Here is a 17,852-nt window from a genome sequence, read left to right on the forward strand (position 1 = left end):
TGAATAAGCTGTTTACTTTTCACAAGCATTTGAATTTAAAGACGATCGCATGAGTTATAATAAACAAAAATTAGAACTTAACTGGATTGGAAAAGAAAAACGCCCAAAACTAGAGCCTCGTATCTTATTAGAAGATCTTGAAAAATCTTATCACGCTTCGCATCAAATATCATCTCAGGACATTTTTGATAATAAACTTATTTTTGGTGACAATTTGCTCGCACTCAAAGCACTTGAACAAGAATGTATGGGGAAGGTAAAATGTATCTATATCGATCCGCCTTATAATACAGGCAATGCCTTTGAACATTATGAAGATGGTTTAGAGCATTCTATATGGCTAAGCCTTATGAGAGACAGGCTAGAATTGTTACATCATTTACTGGCAGATGATGGAAGTATCTGGATATCAATTGATGATGACGAGCAAGCTTATCTTAAAGTGTTAATGGATGAAATTTTTGGTCGAAAAAATTTTATAAACAATATCATTTGGCAAAAAAAATATGCTCCACAAAATGATGCAAAGTGGCTTTCAGACAACCATGATTTTGTAATGGTTTATGCTAAAGATAAAACTGTTTGGCGCCCTCAATTGCTTCCTCGTTCAAGCGATATGGATGCGCGCTATAAAAACCCTGATAATGATCCTCGCGGTCCTTGGCAATCTGGAGACTTATCCGTAAAAAGAGTAACACCTAAGGATATTTACGAAATCATCACACCTTCTGGACGCAAGGTGATGCCTCCTGCTGGAACGAGTTGGCGGGTTAGCAAACACAAATTCTCTGAATTATTAAAAGATAATCGCATTTGGTTTGGAACAGATAACGGTGGAGTGCCAAGGATTAAACGTTTTGTTTCTGAGGTTAAGCAGGGCATAACCAGTATGACGATTTGGCCCTACACAGAAGTGGGACACAACCAAGATGCCAAAAGAGAAGTCAAAGTTTTTAATTCTGATAGTGTCTTTACAACTCCCAAACCTGAGCGTTTAATGGAACGCATTATTCAACTTGCCACTAATCCCGGTGATCTTGTACTGGATTCTTTTGCTGGTTCTGGCACAACCGGTGCTGTTGCCCATAAAATGGGAAGAAAGTGGATTATGGTTGAGCTTGGTGAACATTGTCATACCCACATTATCCCTCGTTTAAAACAAGTCATTGATGGAACTGATCAAGGGGGAATTTCCAAAAGTGTTAATTGGCAAGGTGGCGGTGGATTTCGCTATTATCGCCTTGCACCTTCTCTGTTACAAAAAGATCCATGGGGACAATGGATTATTAGTCGCGAATATAATGCTGCGATGCTTTCAGAAGCAATGTGCAAACATATGGGATTTACCTACGCACCTGATGAAAATCATTATTGGATGCAAGGGTATTCAACCGAAACAGATTATATTTATGTCACAACAAGCGCTATGACCCATGAACAACTCCGTATAATGAGTGAAGAGGTAGGCTCTCATCGCACGTTGCTGATTTGTGGCACAGCCTTTGATACAAAATCAGCATCCTTTGAAAATCTGACACTCACTAAAATCCCCCGTGCAATATTAGAAAAATGCGAATGGGGAAGGGACGATTACAGTTTAAATGTAGCCAATCTTGAACCAGTGATTGTAGTAAAAGAAAACAACAAAAATAAAGATATTGCGCAAGCAGAATTAGATCTATTTGAATAATATATAAAAAGCGGAGTTTTTCATGAACACTGTTGAAAAAAGGATTTCTGCTCGCTTATCGTTACGTGATCCTCAACGTGAATCTTTAAATATTTTGGTAAAAATCTTAGAAAATATAGAGCTTTCTAAAAATGCTGATTTGGTTGCAGAGTTAGAAGTGATAAAAAATCTTTATCCTTCTGTGCAAGATTTTGAACGAAACTTTCCCTCTTTTTGTTTTGCCTTAGCAACAGGTGTTGGGAAAACGCGACTTATGGGGGCTTTTATTAGCTATCTTTATTTAACAGGTCGCAGTCGCCATTTTTTTGTTTTAGCGCCAAATTTGACTATTTATGAAAAGTTAAAACAGGATTTTAGTCCCCAAAGCCCAAAGTATGTCTTTAGTGGAATAAGTGAATTCATTGCAAATAGACCTGTTATTATTACAGGTGAAGATTATGAAAGTGGTAAAGGTATTCGCACTGATGAACACTATTTTCAAGGACAAAAGCGTTTGTTTGAGAATAGAGACACGGCCTTTATCAATATTTTTAATATTTCTAAAATTAATACAACAGATAATAAAAAAGGCGCACTAAAATCTAGTATGCCGAGGATTAAACGCTTACAAGAGACAATTGGCGAAAGTTATTTTGATTATCTCGCAAATCTTCCTGATTTAGTTTTGTTAATGGATGAAGCTCATCGTTATCGTGCTTCTGCTGGTGCAGCGGCAATTAATGAGTTAAAACCTGTTTTAGGAATAGAGCTTACAGCGACACCAAAAACAATAGGTGCAAAACCCGTAGATTTTAAAAATGTTGTCTATAGTTATTCACTTGCAGAGGCTATGAGGGATGGTTTTGTAAAAGAACCTGCTGTTGCTACACGTAAAGATTTTCAACTTCAAAATTATACATCTGAGCAATTAGAACATATCAAATTACAAGATGCAATTCATGCCCATGAAAATGTGAAAGCAGATTTAATTGTCTATGCAAAAGATTATAACAAAAAGTTCGTTAAGCCTTTTATTTTAGTTGTTGCTCAAGATACAAATCATGCACAAAAACTACGGAATTTATTGGAATCAGATGAATTTTTCGCAGGGGCTTATAAGGGAAAAGTTATAGAGATTCATACAAAACAGTCGAATATAGAAGAAGATCAAAATATTCAAAAGCTTATTGCAATTGAAGATTCTCATGACCCAACAGAAATTGTTATTCACGTTAATAAATTAAAGGAGGGGTGGGATGTTACGAATCTCTATACTATTGTACCGTTGCGTGCATCGGCTTCAGAAATTTTAACAGAGCAAACAATTGGGCGTGGATTGCGTTTGCCTTATGGGTATAGAACAGGCGTGGAAGCTATTGATCGTTTAACAATTATTGCGCATGATCGTTTTCAAGATATTATTGATCGTGCAAACGATCCAAACTCAATTATAAAAAAGCATATTGAGATTGGAAGAGAGGGGGATGTACCCTCTGAAAAGTCAGATATTGTGACGGTTCCATGTCAAGTAGAAGCTTTATTGATGCAAACGATGGTAACACGTAATTCCGATATAAATGAAGCATCTGATTTACAAGGTATCATATTACGTAATCCAGATTCCCCTACATTAACGCCTGAAGAGCGAGATATTGCAGCGATCGCGTGGGATCTTATCAAAGAGAATGATAAATTGCCAAGTTCTCAAATGCTTTATTCTGCACCGATACAAGAAAAAATTGCTAATAAAGTTATGAATATTAAGCCTTCATCACAAAAGTCTCTTGTATCAAAAGTGGTTACAATTTTGACAAAAAAATTAGCAGAATTGATGATAGATATTCCCAATATTGTACTCATTCCTTCGCGTGAGGTTACTTATGGTTTTTCTGATTTTGATTTGGAAAATTTAGAAAACTTAAATTTGCAACCTGTTAGTAAAGAACTTTTAATTCGAGAATTGCGTACCCATAAAAGCATTTTTCTCACTTCTAAGAATGAATATGTCAAAGAGCCTTATCTCGAAAATTACATCATTCGTGGTTTGATTGATAATGACTTTGTCGATTATGATAACCATACGCTCTTATTACGAAAATTAGCTAGTCAGATAGTAGAACATTTCCGATCTTATTTACCCAATGATGCAGCCGTTGAGAACGTATTAATTCACTATCAGCATAAGCTTATTAGTTTTATTGTTGCGCAATTAAGAGAACATCAGTGGGAAACGCAAAAAGATTATGAGGTTAAAGTGACACGGGGTTTTACAACTTTATCGCCTATCCATTATGTATTACCGCAGGGGACGTCTCATCTTGATTTTCGTAATATTCCTGCCATTAAAAGCGATATTAAGAAACTTGTATTCAGCGGCTTTAGAAAATGCTGTTATCCTTTACAAAAGTTTGATTCAGTAGAAGGGGAGTTACGATTTGCTCAGATATTAGAGGATGATGCACAAGTATTGAAATGGATGAAACCTGCTCGGGGGTTTTTCAGAATAGAATATGATAAAGGATCAACTTATGAACCGGACTTTGTTGTAGAAACGGAGGATGCCAAGTATCTTTGTGAGCCTAAAAAAGCCTCTGAAATGCAAAATCCTATTATTTTAAAAAAAAGAGAAGCTGCAGTTCAATGGTGTTGTCATGCAACGCGCTACGCAGCTACTTATGTCGGTAAAAAATGGTATTATGTTCTTATTCCCCATGATGCTATTAAAGCAAATAATAGTTTTGAAGGTTTATGTGCAGAGTTTACCATTTCAGAATCTATACTTGAGAGCTCATAATTTATTTTTTTCAAAAATAAAACACATAAGTTTTTTAATTGACGGATGTGAGGTGCAATCAAATGTTTGGATAATTATTTTTAATTTTTTGCACTATCGCATCATTAACTTAAAAATATTAGGGATTTTTTAAATCAAAAAATTAATATTTTTTTCTAACAACATTAAAATAAAAGGAAAAATGTATAGAAAAGTTACACAAGATTATGATTTTTTATGGGAATTTTTAGCACATTTACAATTTTTGATAAAAGTACAATCTTACTTTCCTTATGTGAAAAGATCTTTGAATTTATAGTCACAAATTCAAAAAATATTTTAATTTTATTGGGTAATTTTATAAATATGCTTTCTTTAAAAAACTTAAATAGTTTATTGTTCTTTCATTTAAAAAGCCTGAATATAATGAAATATCCAGAGGGTGAGAGGGGAGAATTTTTCATATGACTTTGAATTTAATAAACACTGTTTTTAATTTTTTAAAGAAAAACCCGACAACAAAATTTACAGCTCGAGAAATTGCTCAATGGGTATTTGAAAATTACCCAGATAAATGCCGTCAAAAACAAAAGCATTCAACGGCAATAATTACTCCTCTTAAGAGTGATGCAGCCCTTATTCAGCAAATTGTTGCTGAAATAGGAGCAAGACGCCCTCAGTTACAAAAGCGTTATTCAGAAATTAAAACCACTGAAGGACGACCACGGCAATATTATTTTACTAAACAAACAGATAGTGCTGAAATTGATGCAGTAGAGGACAATGCAAAGAGTAGAACAGAAGATGGTTCTATTAAAGAGCATGATCTTTATCCGTTATTATCTAAATTTTTATGGTCAGAGCTTGCAGTTTACAGCAAGCGCATTAATGAGAAATGTTCTCGTAATAAACATGGTGCAGGCGGAAATAAATGGCTTTATCCAGATCTCGTAGGAATGCAAGATTTAAGCAGTGAATGGAATCGTGAAATCAAAGATTGTGTTTTGCAAGATTTTGATAAAAAAACGAAGCTTTGGTCTTTTGAAGTAAAAATTCTCATCAATCGTTCAAATTTACGAAAAGCATTTTTTCAAACAGTTAGTAATTCTTCATGGGCTAATTTGAGTTATTTAGTTGCTAGTGAAATTGAAGGGGTTGACACATTAAAAGAGCTTCGAATGCTTTCAAGTTTGCATGGAATTGGATTTATAAGACTCAATAAGGAAAACTCTTCCGAGAGTGAGATCTTAATTCCAGCCAAAGAACGTAGTGATATTGACTGGGATACTGCTAATAGATTAGTTGAGGAAAACAAAGATTTTCTTGATTATATTAAACTCATTCGTCAATTTTATCAAACTGGCGAGATGCGTCCACTAGATTGGGATCATATGTATCCATGAGGGGATGTTTTAAAAAGACTCTATTGTTTAAAAGCCCTTTTTTCAGAGTGATAAAAAATTACTCTAACTATTTTATTTGACTTATTATATTGATATAACATATTGATTTGTAATGATAATTAGTCTTTTTTAAACTTAAATGAGGGAGGGAATATTCTAGCATTCAATCCTTTCAAACGATCTTATATTGATATTGTATCAATCAAAATTGTTTGCGTGCATCTCATGAGTAGGGTTGAGTAGGGGAAGAGTAAAAATTCTGTTTTAGACCCGTTCTATTTTGTGCGTGGGGCGTGATTCCATTAGATACTAGTTTTAATGATTATAATTTATTACAAATTTTCTATTGTAGAGAGTGAAATTCAACTTTTTTTCTTTTTTTACATCAAGCATTGAAAATATTACTTCCTCATATTGAAGTCTTCTTTATGGAGAATTTATAATACTATTTTTTTAATTTTCATTGCTGTTCGCTTTGATTATTATTAAGTTTTTTGTTATCCGAAGTGGACATTCAAAAAAACATTGATTTTATAAAACACCCACACAGTTTACTCAATTTCTTGCAATAGATTTAAAAAAATAAATTTCTCTCACATCTTATGGTAAAGGGAGTGTGTACTGTCACAGTTTGCCATAATACTCTCTTTATTTATCAATAATACCGCACGCCAAACGCGCACCACCTCCGCCAAGCGGTAATGGTTTATCTGATTGATTATCTGCCCCTAAATGAATGACTAAAGAGCGCCCTTTAATTTCAGAGATTTTTTTTAATCGTGGAGCAAGAACGCTCATCGTGGCATATCCTTGCTTATCAACATAAAGTGCTGGTAAATCACCAAGATGACCATTGACATTATAAGGTCCTAAATGTTTTCCGGTATGTTCTGGATCATAATGTCCACCTGCGCTTCCACCAATGATGCCATCTTTTGTATCACATGAAGGATTTACATGCACATGAAAACCATGCATCCCTTCTGATAAAGTAGATAAATTAGGGATGAAAATCAAACCGTATGTGGTTTCTTCAATTTTAATGCTACCAATAGCCTTTTTTGAATTATTATCTTCTAGTTTATAAATATTTACTTGTGTTGATAATGCTAATGCAGAATTTTTATGAATTAAAAATGCCATAAAAACCAATAATGATAATAATATTTTTTTCATAAAATACATTTATACTTATCTTTAAATAAATTTTATCTATAAAAATATTTATAAGTTTCTTAAATTGAAATTTAAGTAAAATAATTTACATAGAAATATTAGTTCTTAGAAAGAGCAAATAAATTAAATTATATATATGTGCTCTGAACATAACTCTCATTTTTTGATCTATAAAAAATGTAGCTTTCATAGATTGATAATTATATCTCGCTTACATTTCTTCAAGAGATGCTTTAAAAAATCTACTTTTTGGGGTGTAATAAAGCAATTTTAATAAGTTAGATATTATTTCATTTATAATAGATAACTATTTTATCAAAAAACAGAACATATAATTTGTTGATGATTTAATTGTTTTTCATAGAAAAAATGATTAAAATTTCTATTCATTATGAAATTTATAAGAGAAAGAATTATTATGATTCATATAAATTTCCCATAAAATACAGCATATACCAACACTCCCTCCCATTCCTGATCCTATCAGTGCTCCTATTATCATTCCAGCAGAAAGTGCTACTCCTATACCCATTGCGATAACTGGACCAAATCCTGGAAGAGCAATATAACCATAAGCTGCAAGAGTTGCTGCGATAGCTCCAGATACGCTACCATTTAAACCGCCAATGAAAGCAAATTCTTTCATAGAATGGCAGTACTTTTTTAATTTTCTTTTCTTACAGTTATGAAAAGAAACGTTGCTGTAAGTTTTAAAATCAATCATATTTTTTTCTTTCATTTTGAATGCTAACTGTTCCTGAGTAGTCAACGGATACCAAAAAATGGGACTTTTTAAATTTTACTAAAGCACGCCAGATGCCTTTGTCATCTAGACGTAATCGTTTAATATTCTCAAAACCGTTTTGCATAAGACAATTTTTAACTTGTGAAGCAGTAAATGAGTTCTGACCTATTTTAGTGACATTTTGAGTAGAGGTATAGGTAAAGGTTTGACAATAAGGAAGATGAAAAACTTCACTGATTGAAGTAGTGACTGTCAACGAGAAACATAAAATCATTATAAAAAAAATACTTAATTTCAAAAAATTATTTATTTTCATCTGGTCACCATTTGTTGAAACAACACTTTATTAACCTCTGTGTTACTAACAAGTTCCCAAGATGATTTTATTTTTAATATTATACTTAACGATAAAAATTTTTGAAAATCTATTGATTAAATAAAAATGTTTTTTATTATTTATTTTCTTGTTAAAATTAATGTTATAAAATAACTATCTCAAAACGGTGTTATTTTTTATTTGCTTTATATTGCAAAATTTAACAGATATGATTTAGCAAGATATCTTTACAATTTTAGCCGTAGTCTATAATTAATTTTCTCTATTCCATATCAGTATGCTAAATATATATAATATTTTTTACATCAGTAATAGATATTATTCAAAATGCAATATTAAACCATAGAGCGATTATATCGCTTATTATTGCTCAGTAGAGCTGTTTAGATGATTTTGTTGGAAATATTTGCATAATTTCCTTGAATCCGTAACCGGGATACATTCCTTCGCGCATAAATAAATTACGTAATGGTGAGAAACTATGTAACAAACCAAGCCCAACGCTTCGTATGATATGAACAGGCAACATGTGAGAAAGTAGAGCAGAGTTAAGTGTATGAACAGCTCCACTTCGGATTAATGTATCTGGTTTGCGGCATTTGTTATAATGCGCAACAATCATTTCAGAGTTAGAATTGGATATTTTGTTAGGTAAAATATCAATCAAAGTTTGGACATCACGGAATCCTAAATTCAATCCCTGTGCCCCAATAGGGGGGAAAACATGAGCGGCTTCACCCATTAAAATTGTTCGATTAGCAGCAAAATGATGAGAAAGAAGTCCTGAAAGCGGCCATGCTTGAATTGATGTTTCTAAGCGTAGCTTTCCAAGCATTGATTGCATTTTGTTTTCGATCATTTTTGCAATTGCATTTTGTTCTATATGCAACAATTCCTCAGCACGAGAAGGATGAACAACCCATACAAGACTAGATCTTCGCCCTGGTAGAGGAACCTGTGTAAATGGACCATGTTCTGTATGAAATTCGGTTGATGTATTTTGATGAGAAAACTCATGAGAAAAGTTGAGAACAAGTGCTTTTTGTGGATAATTCCACTGTTTGACACTTATCCCTGCTGCTGCACGTGTAAGAGAGTGACGCCCATCAGCTGCAACAACAAGTGGTGCTTGAATGACACTACGATCAGCAAGAGTAATACATACATGATTTTTTGTGTGATGAAACGATTTGGCTGCAGAAAAAAATCTTGTAATATTAGGGGTATGTGTAACAGCATCGACTAAAGCACTGTTCAATTTTACATTAGGTATATTGTAGCCAAAAGCTTTTTCACCAATTTCAGCAGAAGAAAAATGCACCGTAGGAGCATGCACAATTCTAGAAGTTATATCTATAATTCTCATGGATGATAAAGCAGCAGCATGTTTTTGAATATTATTCCAAATATTGAGTTTTTGAAGCATGCGTATTGCAGGCATCATAAGAGCAGTTGTCCGCAACTCATCTGTATGAGCAGGGGGACCAACAAGAAAAACAGAAAGCCCCTCATGTGCAAGACTCAGTGCGGCTAGCATTCCGACAGGACCTGCACCAATAACAGCAATATCTTTATGTTCTTTCTTTTCAAATATCACAACGATTTGAACCTTTCTCCATTGAAAAAATATTTTAATATTTCCAAATAATCACTCTCTTTTTATTATATGAACCTCTCCTATTATAGTATGTAATAAATAACACGATATAAAAAAGTAACCTTTTTATGATTTTTTTAAATGCTGAGTTATATCATCGGTAAGAAATGGCGTATTGATAGATGGTTGAAGACTTAAAAAACGAGGATAAGAAAACCTTGAAACGTAAACTAACAAAGAAAATCAAAACAAATGCAAACTTATTACGCCATAAAAAAGTAACAATGCCACAAGCAAAGGCTTTTTCTGTTCATTTACTAACAGCTTCGGGATCATTCTTAGCGTTTCTTTCTCTTATATCAGCCTCTCAAAAAGAATGGACAGCTATGTTCTGTTGGCTTGGGCTTGCACTTCTCGTTGATGGTATAGATGGACCAATTGCACGTAAACTTGATGTTAAATACGTTCTTCCAACATGGTCTGGAGAGCTGTTAGATAATATTATTGATTACGTGACTTATGTTTTAATTCCTGCCTTTGCACTCTATCAAAGTGGTTTCATGGGGGTAGGGTTATCATTTTCATTGAGTGCAATTATTGTTATTTCATCTGCTATTTATTATGCAGATACTAGTATGAAAACCAAAGAAAACTTTTTTAAAGGATTTCCTGTTGTTTGGAATATGATGATTTTTACGCTTTTTGTCGTCAGACCCGAAGAGTGGATTACTTTTATCATTATTGTTTTATCGGCGATTATATCTTTTTTGCCAATTTATTTTATTCATCCAGTAAGAGTTCTTCGTTTACGTAGGATTAATTTTCCAATTTTTCTCTTATGGTGTTTTTTTGGTGTTTCTGCATTCTTTTATCAACTAGAGGCTCCCTATTGGGTTAAAATAGGAATTTCGGTAACAGGAATTTACATATATTGTATCGGCGCAATCATGCAAATATTTCCTCAACTTGGGGCAAAAAATATAAAAAAGACAATAAAATAGTTGTTTTAAGAAGGGTATAAGATGAAAATTGATTTTGGAGCAGATGGTGATATTTCTTTTACGAAAGATGGGCGTGCTGGTATTATAAAGCTCACACGCCCTTCAGCATTAAACGCTCTTAATCAACGAATGGTTTCAGCTTTAAAAAAAGCTCTCAGGACATGGGAAACAGATGATAATATCTCTTGTGTCTTAATTGAAGGGGAAGGGCGCGCTTTTTGTGCTGGTGGAGATGTTGTAGAAATCTATCATATGGGGAAAAGTGCCACTGCTTGTCAGTATTTTAGTGATGAATATAGTCTAAATGCTTATATCAAACGTTTTTCAAAGCCCTACATTTCTTTCCTAAATGGTATTTGGATGGGAGGAGGGGTAGGGATTTCTCTCTATGGTTCGCATCGAATTGTTACAGAAAATACTGTTTTTGCTATGCCAGAAGGTGCGATTGGATTTTTTCCAGATGTAGGTGCAAGTTTTTTCTTACCATCTCTTCCCAATCATTTTGGCATATATCTTGCATTAACGGGTGCACGCATAAAGTGGGGAGATTGCTTAAATTTAGGATTAGCAACACACGCCGTTGCTGAAATTGAATTCGATATGATTAGAAAAGCTATTATTGAGCAAGGAGATCCTACTTTAGCTTTAAACGAGCGAGCAATTACAAAAGACTATGAAACGAGTCATGAAATACGTTGTATTATTAACACTTGTTTTAGTGCCCATACCTTAGAAAAATGTCTTGAGTTGCTACATAAAAAAAGTAATGAAGGTATTTTGTTTGCTAAAGAATGTTATGATATTTTGCAGTTACGTTCTCCGATAAGTTTAAAAGTTATCTGGAAACAAATGAAACAAAATTCATCTCAAACGTTGGAAGATTGTATGAAAATTGAAAACCGCATTGCACATCATATGATTAATTCACATGATTTTCATGAAGGTATACGTGCTATGTTAATCGATAAGGACAAAAGACCTCAATGGCAGCCAGATAAACTTTCAAATGTGACAGATGAAATGGTGGATTCTTACTTCCAACCTGTTGAGAAAGAGTTATTATTGTGAAAAATAATTCACACAAACGGATTTCAAAAATCAATTTAATCTATAACTGTTATTTGCGGTTTTTGGCACTCATTTGCTTAGTCCTAGGTATTTGTTATTGGATACGCCTTGTTGGTGTTTTTCCAGGTATTCTATGGCGTTTTGATCTTATGCCTTGGCAGTGGCAATTTGCATCAGCTATATTGGCTATTCTCTATCCTATTGCCTTAGTTGGACTTTGGATGTATTCATTATGGGGTATCATCGTGTGGTGGATTGCAGCATTGATTGAAGCAATAACAATATATTATTCTGATTTTATTTATCAGCCATTTCTGCCATTATTTCATGGAATATTGTTTTTAGCTTTCATAATACTGCAAATTGTGATGTTTTTTTTAAAAAGAGTAAAAAATAAAAAAACATCGTGATTGAAATTTTCGAGCCAGAATAACAGGCTCGATTTTCAAACATACGTTCCTCAAAGCGCTAATTCCAGATATACTCTTTCCATAAAGTTCCATAATATATATTATGCGATAATATGATACAGCAAAACAAAAGAAACCCTATTTTAAAACATAAATCATATTTATAATCGTACAATTCACTTTTAAAACTAAATTATGGTATTGAACAGCATATTAAAATATTTGGTCTTTAAGAAAAATTTCTTAAAGACCAAAATAGTTGTAATGAAATTACGTCGTATAAATAATAAAAATTACTGTACTATTTTACAACGTTTTATACGTGCAAGATCACTCAACACAGCATTGCGATTATTTAACGCTGAAATTTCATTACTTTCACTGGATTTAGGATCCATAAAAAACAAAGCAGGCAAAAATACAATACTTGTTGCTGCTAAAGCCACATTTTTATTTCTTGCTTTAGAACGCTCTGCAATTGTATCATTAATCTGACGTTTATTAGCAAAAAACTCCCGTTGAATATCGGCACAACTCATTGATCCGTCATGTAATGTTGTCGTTGAAATATTTTTTTCTAAACGCCCCCCACATGCTGTCAAGGAAACTGCTAAAACCACAATACATACACCCCGCTTAAAATTCTTATACATAAAAGCCTCATTTTTGACATAAAAAACACTAAATATGTCAAAAATGAAATAAAATAAAGGATAAATTTAAAAGTGTTTTATTTAACTTAAAATATTGCGCATAATAAGCTTACGCATCTGTTTCAAAAGTAAGACCTTGATATGCAGGTTTTACATAGGATGGAACATAATTTATAACCTTGTTGTAATCCAGCGATCTATCCATATGTGTAAGTATTGCTTGTTTTGGCTTTAAATATTCTATCCATTGTAATGCTTGATCAACAGAAAAATGACTCGGATGGGATTTAAATTGGAGAGCGTCAATGATTAGAACATCCAGATCCATTAATTTGGATAAAGTTTTTTCAGGAAATTCACTAACATCCGTACAATAGGCAACATTCCCAATCCGAAAACCTAAGGAATAAATGTTTCCGTGGTTTTGTAAATGTGTATTGACGCTTATTGCTCCGCCCTGCCCCTGAATAATAAATTGACTATCTTCATTGATAAGATGCTCTTTTAAAATGGGAGAATAAGATGAAGCTTTTGGTGTTTGAAAACAATATCCGAAAGCACTTTTGAGATGCTCTAGTGTAAATCTGTCAGCATAGATATCTATTAAACATTTTTGTGCAAGTGCATAGCTGCGTAAATCATCAATACCGTGGATATGGTCTGCATGAGAATGTGTGTAAAGAGCAGCATCAAGATGGCTTACACGCGCATCAATCATTTGTGAGCGAAAATCTGGACCTGTATCAATAACGATTGTTGTTTTGTCTCCTGAAGGTTTAATACGTTCAACTAATAAAGAACTTCTGTAGCGTTTATTTTTAGGGTTATTCGGATCACATGTTCCCCAATCACCATTGGGTCGTGGCACTCCTGGAGAAGGACCACAACCTAATATTGTAAATCGGTATTGATCACACATATCTTTTGCCTTATTTCATTTTACTAAATAAACGAAAAGCATTACGCGTTGTTATTTGAGCTGTTTCTTCAATGCTTAAGCCAATTGTTTCAGCCAAAACAGCTGCTGTATAGCATACAAAAGATGGTTCATTTGTTTTGCCTCGATGGGGAATAGGTGCTAAGAATGGAGCATCTGTTTCCACTAATAAATGCTCATGGGGCACAATTTTTGCTATTTCACGGATTTCAAGTGCACTTTTAAAAGTAAGAATACCTGAAAAAGAAATATAACCACCAAGTTCGATTCCAGCACGAGCAAGTTGCATTCCAGACGAATAACAATGAAGGATAAAAGGAAAAGCTCCTTCTTTTATCTGTTCACGTAATATTTTCTCCATATCGATATCGGCATTGCGTGAATGTATAACAAGAGGAATCTGTGTTTCTCGAGAAGCAATGATATGTTCTTGAAAAACTTTCTTTTGCTCTTCTGGTGTAGAATAATCATAATGGTAATCAAGCCCCCCTTCCCCAAATGCAACAATTTTAGGGTGATTCGAGAGCTGTATAAGCTCTTCCGCTGTAATATTTTGTTCTTCATGCGCATGATTGGGGTGTGTTCCAACGGAACAAAAGACTTGGTCATAGCTTTGCGAAATGGCTAAAAGCTTATCTAACTTATGAACATGGGTTGAAATTGTTATCATACGTTTAACATCAGCATCTAAAGCCCGTTGGATAACATTATCCAAATCTTGTGAAAAATCTTCAAAATCAAGATGACAATGTGTATCAATCAACATGATAAGTATCTTCTTTCTTCAAGATATAACGAGGAAAAATCGGTTCTGGTGGTGGAAGATCAAGCCCTTCTTGAATTTTTGAACGACTTATATGATACAATAACCGATCATCTTCAGCAACCGCAAGGCTATCAAGAAGTTTGGCTGCTGATTGGGGTATGAAAGGCAAAAGCATAATTCCTATTCTCCGCAAGATTTCTACAGTGATATAAAGAACTGTAGAAAATCGCTCTTGGTCATTTTTACGTAAACTCCAAGGTTGTTCATTGGCAAAATAGCGATTGGCATCCGCTACAATTGAAAAAATAGCTGAAAGTGCTAAATGCATACTATAGGAAGACATAGCTTGATGTACAGTTTCAAGTACTTGAAGAGATTGTTCTAAAAGCTGTTGATCTTGAGCTAAAAATGAAGTTGGTCTCGGGACTTGTGCATTACAATTTTTGGCAATCATAGACAAGGAGCGCTGCGCTAAATTACCAAGATCATTAGCAAGATCAGCATTAATACGGTTTACAAGGCTTTCATGGCTATAACTACCATCTTGTCCAAATGGCACTTCACGGAGAAGAAAATAACGAACCTGATCAAGACCATAATGATCAACCATTTCAAAAGGATCAACGACATTTCCAATAGATTTTGACATTTTTGCACCACGATTAAGTAAAAAACCATGTGCAAAAATATTTTTAGGCAATTCAATTCCCGCAGACATTAAAAATGCCGGCCAATAGACTGCATGAAAACGAATAATATCCTTACCAATAATATGCGTATTTGCAGGCCAAAAATCACGATTTTTTGAATTTTCATTGAAAAAACCAATTGCTGATAGATAATTTGTAAGCGCATCAACCCAGACATACATCACGTGCTTTGGATTCTCTGGAACAGTAATTCCCCAATTAAAACTTGCGCGTGAAATAGAGATATCTTTTAAACCTGATTTGATAAAACTTATAATTTCATTACGCCGCTCAAATGGAGCAATAAAATCAGGATGTTCTTCATAATATTCAAGAAGAGGCTTTTCATAATGAGAAAGTCTAAAAAAATAACTTTCTTCTTCATTCCATTCAACTGGAGAGCCTAATTCCTTCTCACGACGGATGTTGTCTGGTCCAATTTCCGTATCTTTTTCTTCATAATAGGCTTCTTGGCGAACCGAATACCACCCCGTATAACGACCGAGATAAATATCGCCATTTGCTTCCATCTTTTTCCAAATTTCTTGACAAGCTTGATAATGGCGTTCTTCTGTCGTACGGATAAAATCATCGTTAGAACAATTTAATACTGCAAGCATTTTTTGAAATACAGCACTATTACGATCTGCAAGTTGCTGAGGTGTCATGCCTAATGCTGCTGCGGTTTGTTGCATCTTTAGACCATGCTCATCTGTACCAGAAAGAAAAAATACATTTTTTCCGTTTAATCGTTGAAAGCGGGCTAAGACATCGCTTGCAATTGCACTATAGGCATGCCCAATATGTGGAGCACCATTAGGATAAAAAATGGGAGTTGTTATGTAATATGTGTCACGCATGTCATACTCGTTGTAAAACCCTATAAATAAAAGATATAATGACATAACGTCTGTTCATCGTATTGTCACGGAAAAACTAATCCTCATGAATGATCTTATGAACTTTAAAAAGTAAGTTAATAACAAACTGCTTTTTATCGAGATTAAACAGTTGTATTTCCTCTATTTCTTGATGAATCTCTTGCCATTTTTCCGCATATTTTTTTGAGAGAAATAAGTCTCCCTTTTCAACAAGTATGATAGCTTTTTTTTGAATTTTATTAAGAATTTCATCACAAAATTGTTGAAATTGGAATGTAGAAGAAACAGATGAAAATGTTTGTGCAAGAGTATGTACAATCGTTGCGTTACAAACAGGTTTCTCTAGGAGAGCATCAATTGTTTTAATAATTTCAAGTCCGCCATGGCAAATAAGTAAAGCGGCTTTTCGAGGACTTCCTTCGGATTTTTTAATAATCGTTTCAATTGTTTTCTCATCAGGTAAATCCTGATTGGCGAAAATATGTGTAATAACTTTTTTCATTTCATCGTTATTCAACGGACGGAAAGAAATTTTTTGACACCGTGAATGGATTGTTGGAAGCAATTTTCCGGAAGAATGCGCGATAATAACAAATAACGTTTTTGTAGGTGGTTCTTCAAGTATTTTGAGAATTGCATTTGCTGCATTTCTATTCATATCATCTGCAGAATCAATAATAACAATACGCCATCCATTATCTTGCGATGTTCGGCTTAAAAAATGCATAATATCACGGATATCATCAACGAGTATTCCTGTTTTAAACTTTTGCGTTTTTACATCAAATCGACGTGAAATATACAAAAGACCAGGGTGACTTCCTTGTGTAATTTGGCGCCATGGAGTAGAATAAGGATCGGGTTTCAAGAAAGCCCCCTGTTGAGAACTTAAAATGTTCCAAGCAAGATGAAAGGCTAATGTAGCCTTTCCAATCCCATATTCTCCTTCAAATAATAATGCATGATGCAAACGCTCTTCTTTAAGCATTTGTGTCAAAAAATGACGAACATCCTCATGACCAAAAACAACATCATTCTGGGATGGTGATAAAATTGTATCAATATCATCATATTGGCGTGAGATATTTACATTACTCATGAAAGCTGATCCAACAATACCTGATGACAAATATTTTTTATTTGATGTGCAACGACTTCCACTGAGCCAGTGGCATCAATGACTCGAAATCTATGGGGTTCCTGTTTGGCCAACTGAAGAAAAGCTTGACGCCTTTGTTCTTGAATTTCCAACTGATCTTTTTCAAAATAATCAATTTCTTCTGTTTCTTTTCTTCGTAAATTTGCACGTTTCATACCACACATTGCTGGCATATCTAATAAAAATGTTAAATGAGGCAAGATACCATTGAGTGCAATACACTCTAAAACAGCAAGAAGAGAAGAACTGACTGTATTATTGAGTCCTTGATAAACGCGTGTAGAATCAATAAAGCGGTCACATAAAACAATTTTACCTTTTTGCAAAGAAGGCGCGATAAACTCGGTAACATGGTCGACACGTGCAGCTGTAAACAAAACAGCTTCAATCAACGGTCCATACTGTTGCGCTTGCCCCGACAACAAAATATACCGGATTGCTTCTGCTCCTAGCGTTCCTCCTGGTTCTCGTGTTGTAACAACATCATAACCTTGGTGAGAGAGAAACTCAGCAAGTAAAGAAATCTGCACCGTTTTTCCTACCCCGTCCCCTCCTTCAAATGTAATAAAATAACCTGACACGTATGAC

General features: G+C 34.1%; 16 protein-coding genes. 6 read left to right on the plus strand and 10 right to left on the minus strand.

The window, feature by feature from the left end; genetic code table 11:
* The first annotated feature begins 49 nt into the window (after window positions 1–49).
* The 3 genes from ACFIJR_RS04485 (at window position 50) to ACFIJR_RS04495 (ending at window position 5,845) form a co-directional block, all read left to right on the plus strand.
* The gene (locus ACFIJR_RS04485; protein ID WP_375653711.1) at window positions 50–1,690 is read left to right on the plus strand and encodes a site-specific DNA-methyltransferase; all 1,641 of its coding nucleotides are present in this window, start codon (window positions 50–52) and stop codon (window positions 1,688–1,690) included.
* 22 nt (window positions 1,691–1,712) lie between these two features.
* Window positions 1,713–4,463: a DEAD/DEAH box helicase gene (locus tag ACFIJR_RS04490; protein WP_375653712.1), complete on the plus strand. Its 2,751-nt coding sequence runs from the start codon at window positions 1,713–1,715 to the stop codon at window positions 4,461–4,463.
* Between the two features lie 443 nt (window positions 4,464–4,906).
* The gene (locus tag ACFIJR_RS04495) at window positions 4,907–5,845 is read left to right on the plus strand and encodes a COG2958 family protein (protein ID WP_375627288.1); all 939 of its coding nucleotides are present in this window, start codon (window positions 4,907–4,909) and stop codon (window positions 5,843–5,845) included.
* A gap of 648 nt (window positions 5,846–6,493) precedes the next feature.
* On the opposite strand, the gene sodC is transcribed toward ACFIJR_RS04495, so the two are convergent.
* The 4 genes from sodC to ACFIJR_RS04515 all read right to left on the minus strand — a co-directional run bounded on the left by sodC (window position 6,494) and on the right by ACFIJR_RS04515 (window position 9,700).
* The gene (gene sodC / locus ACFIJR_RS04500; RefSeq protein WP_375653713.1) at window positions 6,494–6,988 is read right to left on the minus strand and encodes a superoxide dismutase [Cu-Zn] SodC; all 495 of its coding nucleotides are present in this window, start codon (window positions 6,986–6,988) and stop codon (window positions 6,494–6,496) included.
* A 415-nt stretch (window positions 6,989–7,403) separates the two neighbouring features.
* On the minus strand, window positions 7,404–7,760 hold the full coding sequence (locus ACFIJR_RS04505; protein WP_375653715.1) for a hypothetical protein: 357 nt from the start codon (window positions 7,758–7,760) through the stop codon (window positions 7,404–7,406).
* Window positions 7,738–8,082, minus strand: coding sequence for a hypothetical protein (locus ACFIJR_RS04510; RefSeq protein WP_375653716.1), 345 nt, complete (start codon window positions 8,080–8,082; stop codon window positions 7,738–7,740). The genes ACFIJR_RS04505 and ACFIJR_RS04510 overlap by 23 nt, the downstream gene beginning before the upstream one ends.
* Window positions 8,083–8,473: 391 nt before the next feature.
* Window positions 8,474–9,700: a UbiH/UbiF family hydroxylase gene (locus ACFIJR_RS04515; protein ID WP_375653717.1), complete on the minus strand. Its 1,227-nt coding sequence runs from the start codon at window positions 9,698–9,700 to the stop codon at window positions 8,474–8,476.
* A 182-nt stretch (window positions 9,701–9,882) separates the two neighbouring features.
* Between ACFIJR_RS04515 and pcsA the strand changes: the two genes are divergently transcribed.
* Genes pcsA through ACFIJR_RS04530 form a run of 3 tightly spaced genes read left to right on the plus strand, consistent with a single transcriptional unit; the run spans window position 9,883 to window position 12,179 of the window.
* The gene (pcsA, locus tag ACFIJR_RS04520; RefSeq protein WP_375653718.1) at window positions 9,883–10,701 is read left to right on the plus strand and encodes a phosphatidylcholine synthase; all 819 of its coding nucleotides are present in this window, start codon (window positions 9,883–9,885) and stop codon (window positions 10,699–10,701) included.
* A gap of 21 nt (window positions 10,702–10,722) precedes the next feature.
* Window positions 10,723–11,769, plus strand: coding sequence for an enoyl-CoA hydratase/isomerase family protein (locus ACFIJR_RS04525; protein ID WP_375653720.1), 1,047 nt, complete (start codon window positions 10,723–10,725; stop codon window positions 11,767–11,769).
* Window positions 11,766–12,179, plus strand: a complete 414-nt coding sequence (locus ACFIJR_RS04530) for a DUF6163 family protein (RefSeq protein ID WP_375625848.1) — start codon at window positions 11,766–11,768, stop codon at window positions 12,177–12,179. Before ACFIJR_RS04525 ends, ACFIJR_RS04530 begins: the two co-directional genes overlap by 4 nt.
* Before the next feature lie 293 nt (window positions 12,180–12,472).
* Here the strand turns inward: ACFIJR_RS04530 and ACFIJR_RS04535 are convergent, their stop codons facing one another.
* The 6 genes from ACFIJR_RS04535 to tmk all read right to left on the minus strand — a co-directional run bounded on the left by ACFIJR_RS04535 (window position 12,473) and on the right by tmk (window position 17,845).
* Window positions 12,473–12,832 (minus strand): hypothetical protein, encoded by a 360-nt coding sequence (locus ACFIJR_RS04535; RefSeq protein WP_375627283.1) that lies wholly within the window; start codon window positions 12,830–12,832, stop codon window positions 12,473–12,475.
* Window positions 12,833–12,941: 109 nt separating this feature from the next.
* Window positions 12,942–13,751 (minus strand): MBL fold metallo-hydrolase, encoded by an 810-nt coding sequence (locus ACFIJR_RS04540; protein ID WP_375627282.1) that lies wholly within the window; start codon window positions 13,749–13,751, stop codon window positions 12,942–12,944.
* A gap of 10 nt (window positions 13,752–13,761) precedes the next feature.
* A complete protein-coding gene (locus ACFIJR_RS04545; RefSeq protein ID WP_375627281.1) occupies window positions 13,762–14,535 on the minus strand; it encodes a TatD family hydrolase in 774 nt (257 codons plus the stop codon).
* Entirely contained in the window at window positions 14,525–16,084 is a 1,560-nt protein-coding gene (metG, locus tag ACFIJR_RS04550) for a methionine--tRNA ligase (RefSeq protein WP_375653721.1), read from the minus strand. The genes ACFIJR_RS04545 and metG overlap by 11 nt, the downstream gene beginning before the upstream one ends.
* A gap of 76 nt (window positions 16,085–16,160) precedes the next feature.
* Window positions 16,161–17,204 (minus strand): DNA polymerase III subunit delta', encoded by a 1,044-nt coding sequence (locus ACFIJR_RS04555; RefSeq protein ID WP_375625839.1) that lies wholly within the window; start codon window positions 17,202–17,204, stop codon window positions 16,161–16,163.
* Complete coding sequence (gene tmk, locus ACFIJR_RS04560; protein WP_375625837.1) at window positions 17,201–17,845, minus strand: dTMP kinase; 645 nt, start codon at window positions 17,843–17,845, stop codon at window positions 17,201–17,203. Before tmk ends, ACFIJR_RS04555 begins: the two co-directional genes overlap by 4 nt.
* Window positions 17,846–17,852 lie beyond the last annotated feature (7 nt).

The sequence above is a fragment of the Bartonella sp. OD88NMGDW genome (genome assembly GCF_042193775.1).
Taxonomy (GTDB): domain Bacteria; phylum Pseudomonadota; class Alphaproteobacteria; order Rhizobiales; family Rhizobiaceae; genus Bartonella; species Bartonella grahamii.

Excerpts from the sequence above, each read along its gene's own strand:
- ACFIJR_RS04485 (WP_375653711.1), top strand. The coding sequence starts at position 50 with ATGAGTTATAATAAACAAAAATTAGAACTTAACTGGATTGGAAAAGAA.
- ACFIJR_RS04490 (WP_375653712.1), top strand. The coding sequence starts at position 1,713 with ATGAACACTGTTGAAAAAAGGATTTCTGCTCGCTTATCGTTACGTGAT.
- ACFIJR_RS04495 (WP_375627288.1), top strand. The coding sequence starts at position 4,907 with ATGACTTTGAATTTAATAAACACTGTTTTTAATTTTTTAAAGAAAAAC.
- sodC (WP_375653713.1), bottom strand. The coding sequence starts at position 6,988 with ATGGCATTTTTAATTCATAAAAATTCTGCATTAGCATTATCAACACAA.
- ACFIJR_RS04505 (WP_375653715.1), bottom strand. The coding sequence starts at position 7,760 with ATGAAAGAAAAAAATATGATTGATTTTAAAACTTACAGCAACGTTTCT.
- ACFIJR_RS04510 (WP_375653716.1), bottom strand. The coding sequence starts at position 8,082 with ATGAAAATAAATAATTTTTTGAAATTAAGTATTTTTTTTATAATGATT.
- pcsA (WP_375653718.1), top strand. The coding sequence starts at position 9,883 with ATGGTTGAAGACTTAAAAAACGAGGATAAGAAAACCTTGAAACGTAAA.
- ACFIJR_RS04525 (WP_375653720.1), top strand. The coding sequence starts at position 10,723 with ATGAAAATTGATTTTGGAGCAGATGGTGATATTTCTTTTACGAAAGAT.
- ACFIJR_RS04535 (WP_375627283.1), bottom strand. The coding sequence starts at position 12,832 with ATGTATAAGAATTTTAAGCGGGGTGTATGTATTGTGGTTTTAGCAGTT.
- ACFIJR_RS04540 (WP_375627282.1), bottom strand. The coding sequence starts at position 13,751 with ATGTGTGATCAATACCGATTTACAATATTAGGTTGTGGTCCTTCTCCA.
- ACFIJR_RS04545 (WP_375627281.1), bottom strand. The coding sequence starts at position 14,535 with ATGTTGATTGATACACATTGTCATCTTGATTTTGAAGATTTTTCACAA.
- metG (WP_375653721.1), bottom strand. The coding sequence starts at position 16,084 with ATGCGTGACACATATTACATAACAACTCCCATTTTTTATCCTAATGGT.
- ACFIJR_RS04555 (WP_375625839.1), bottom strand. The coding sequence starts at position 17,204 with ATGAGTAATGTAAATATCTCACGCCAATATGATGATATTGATACAATT.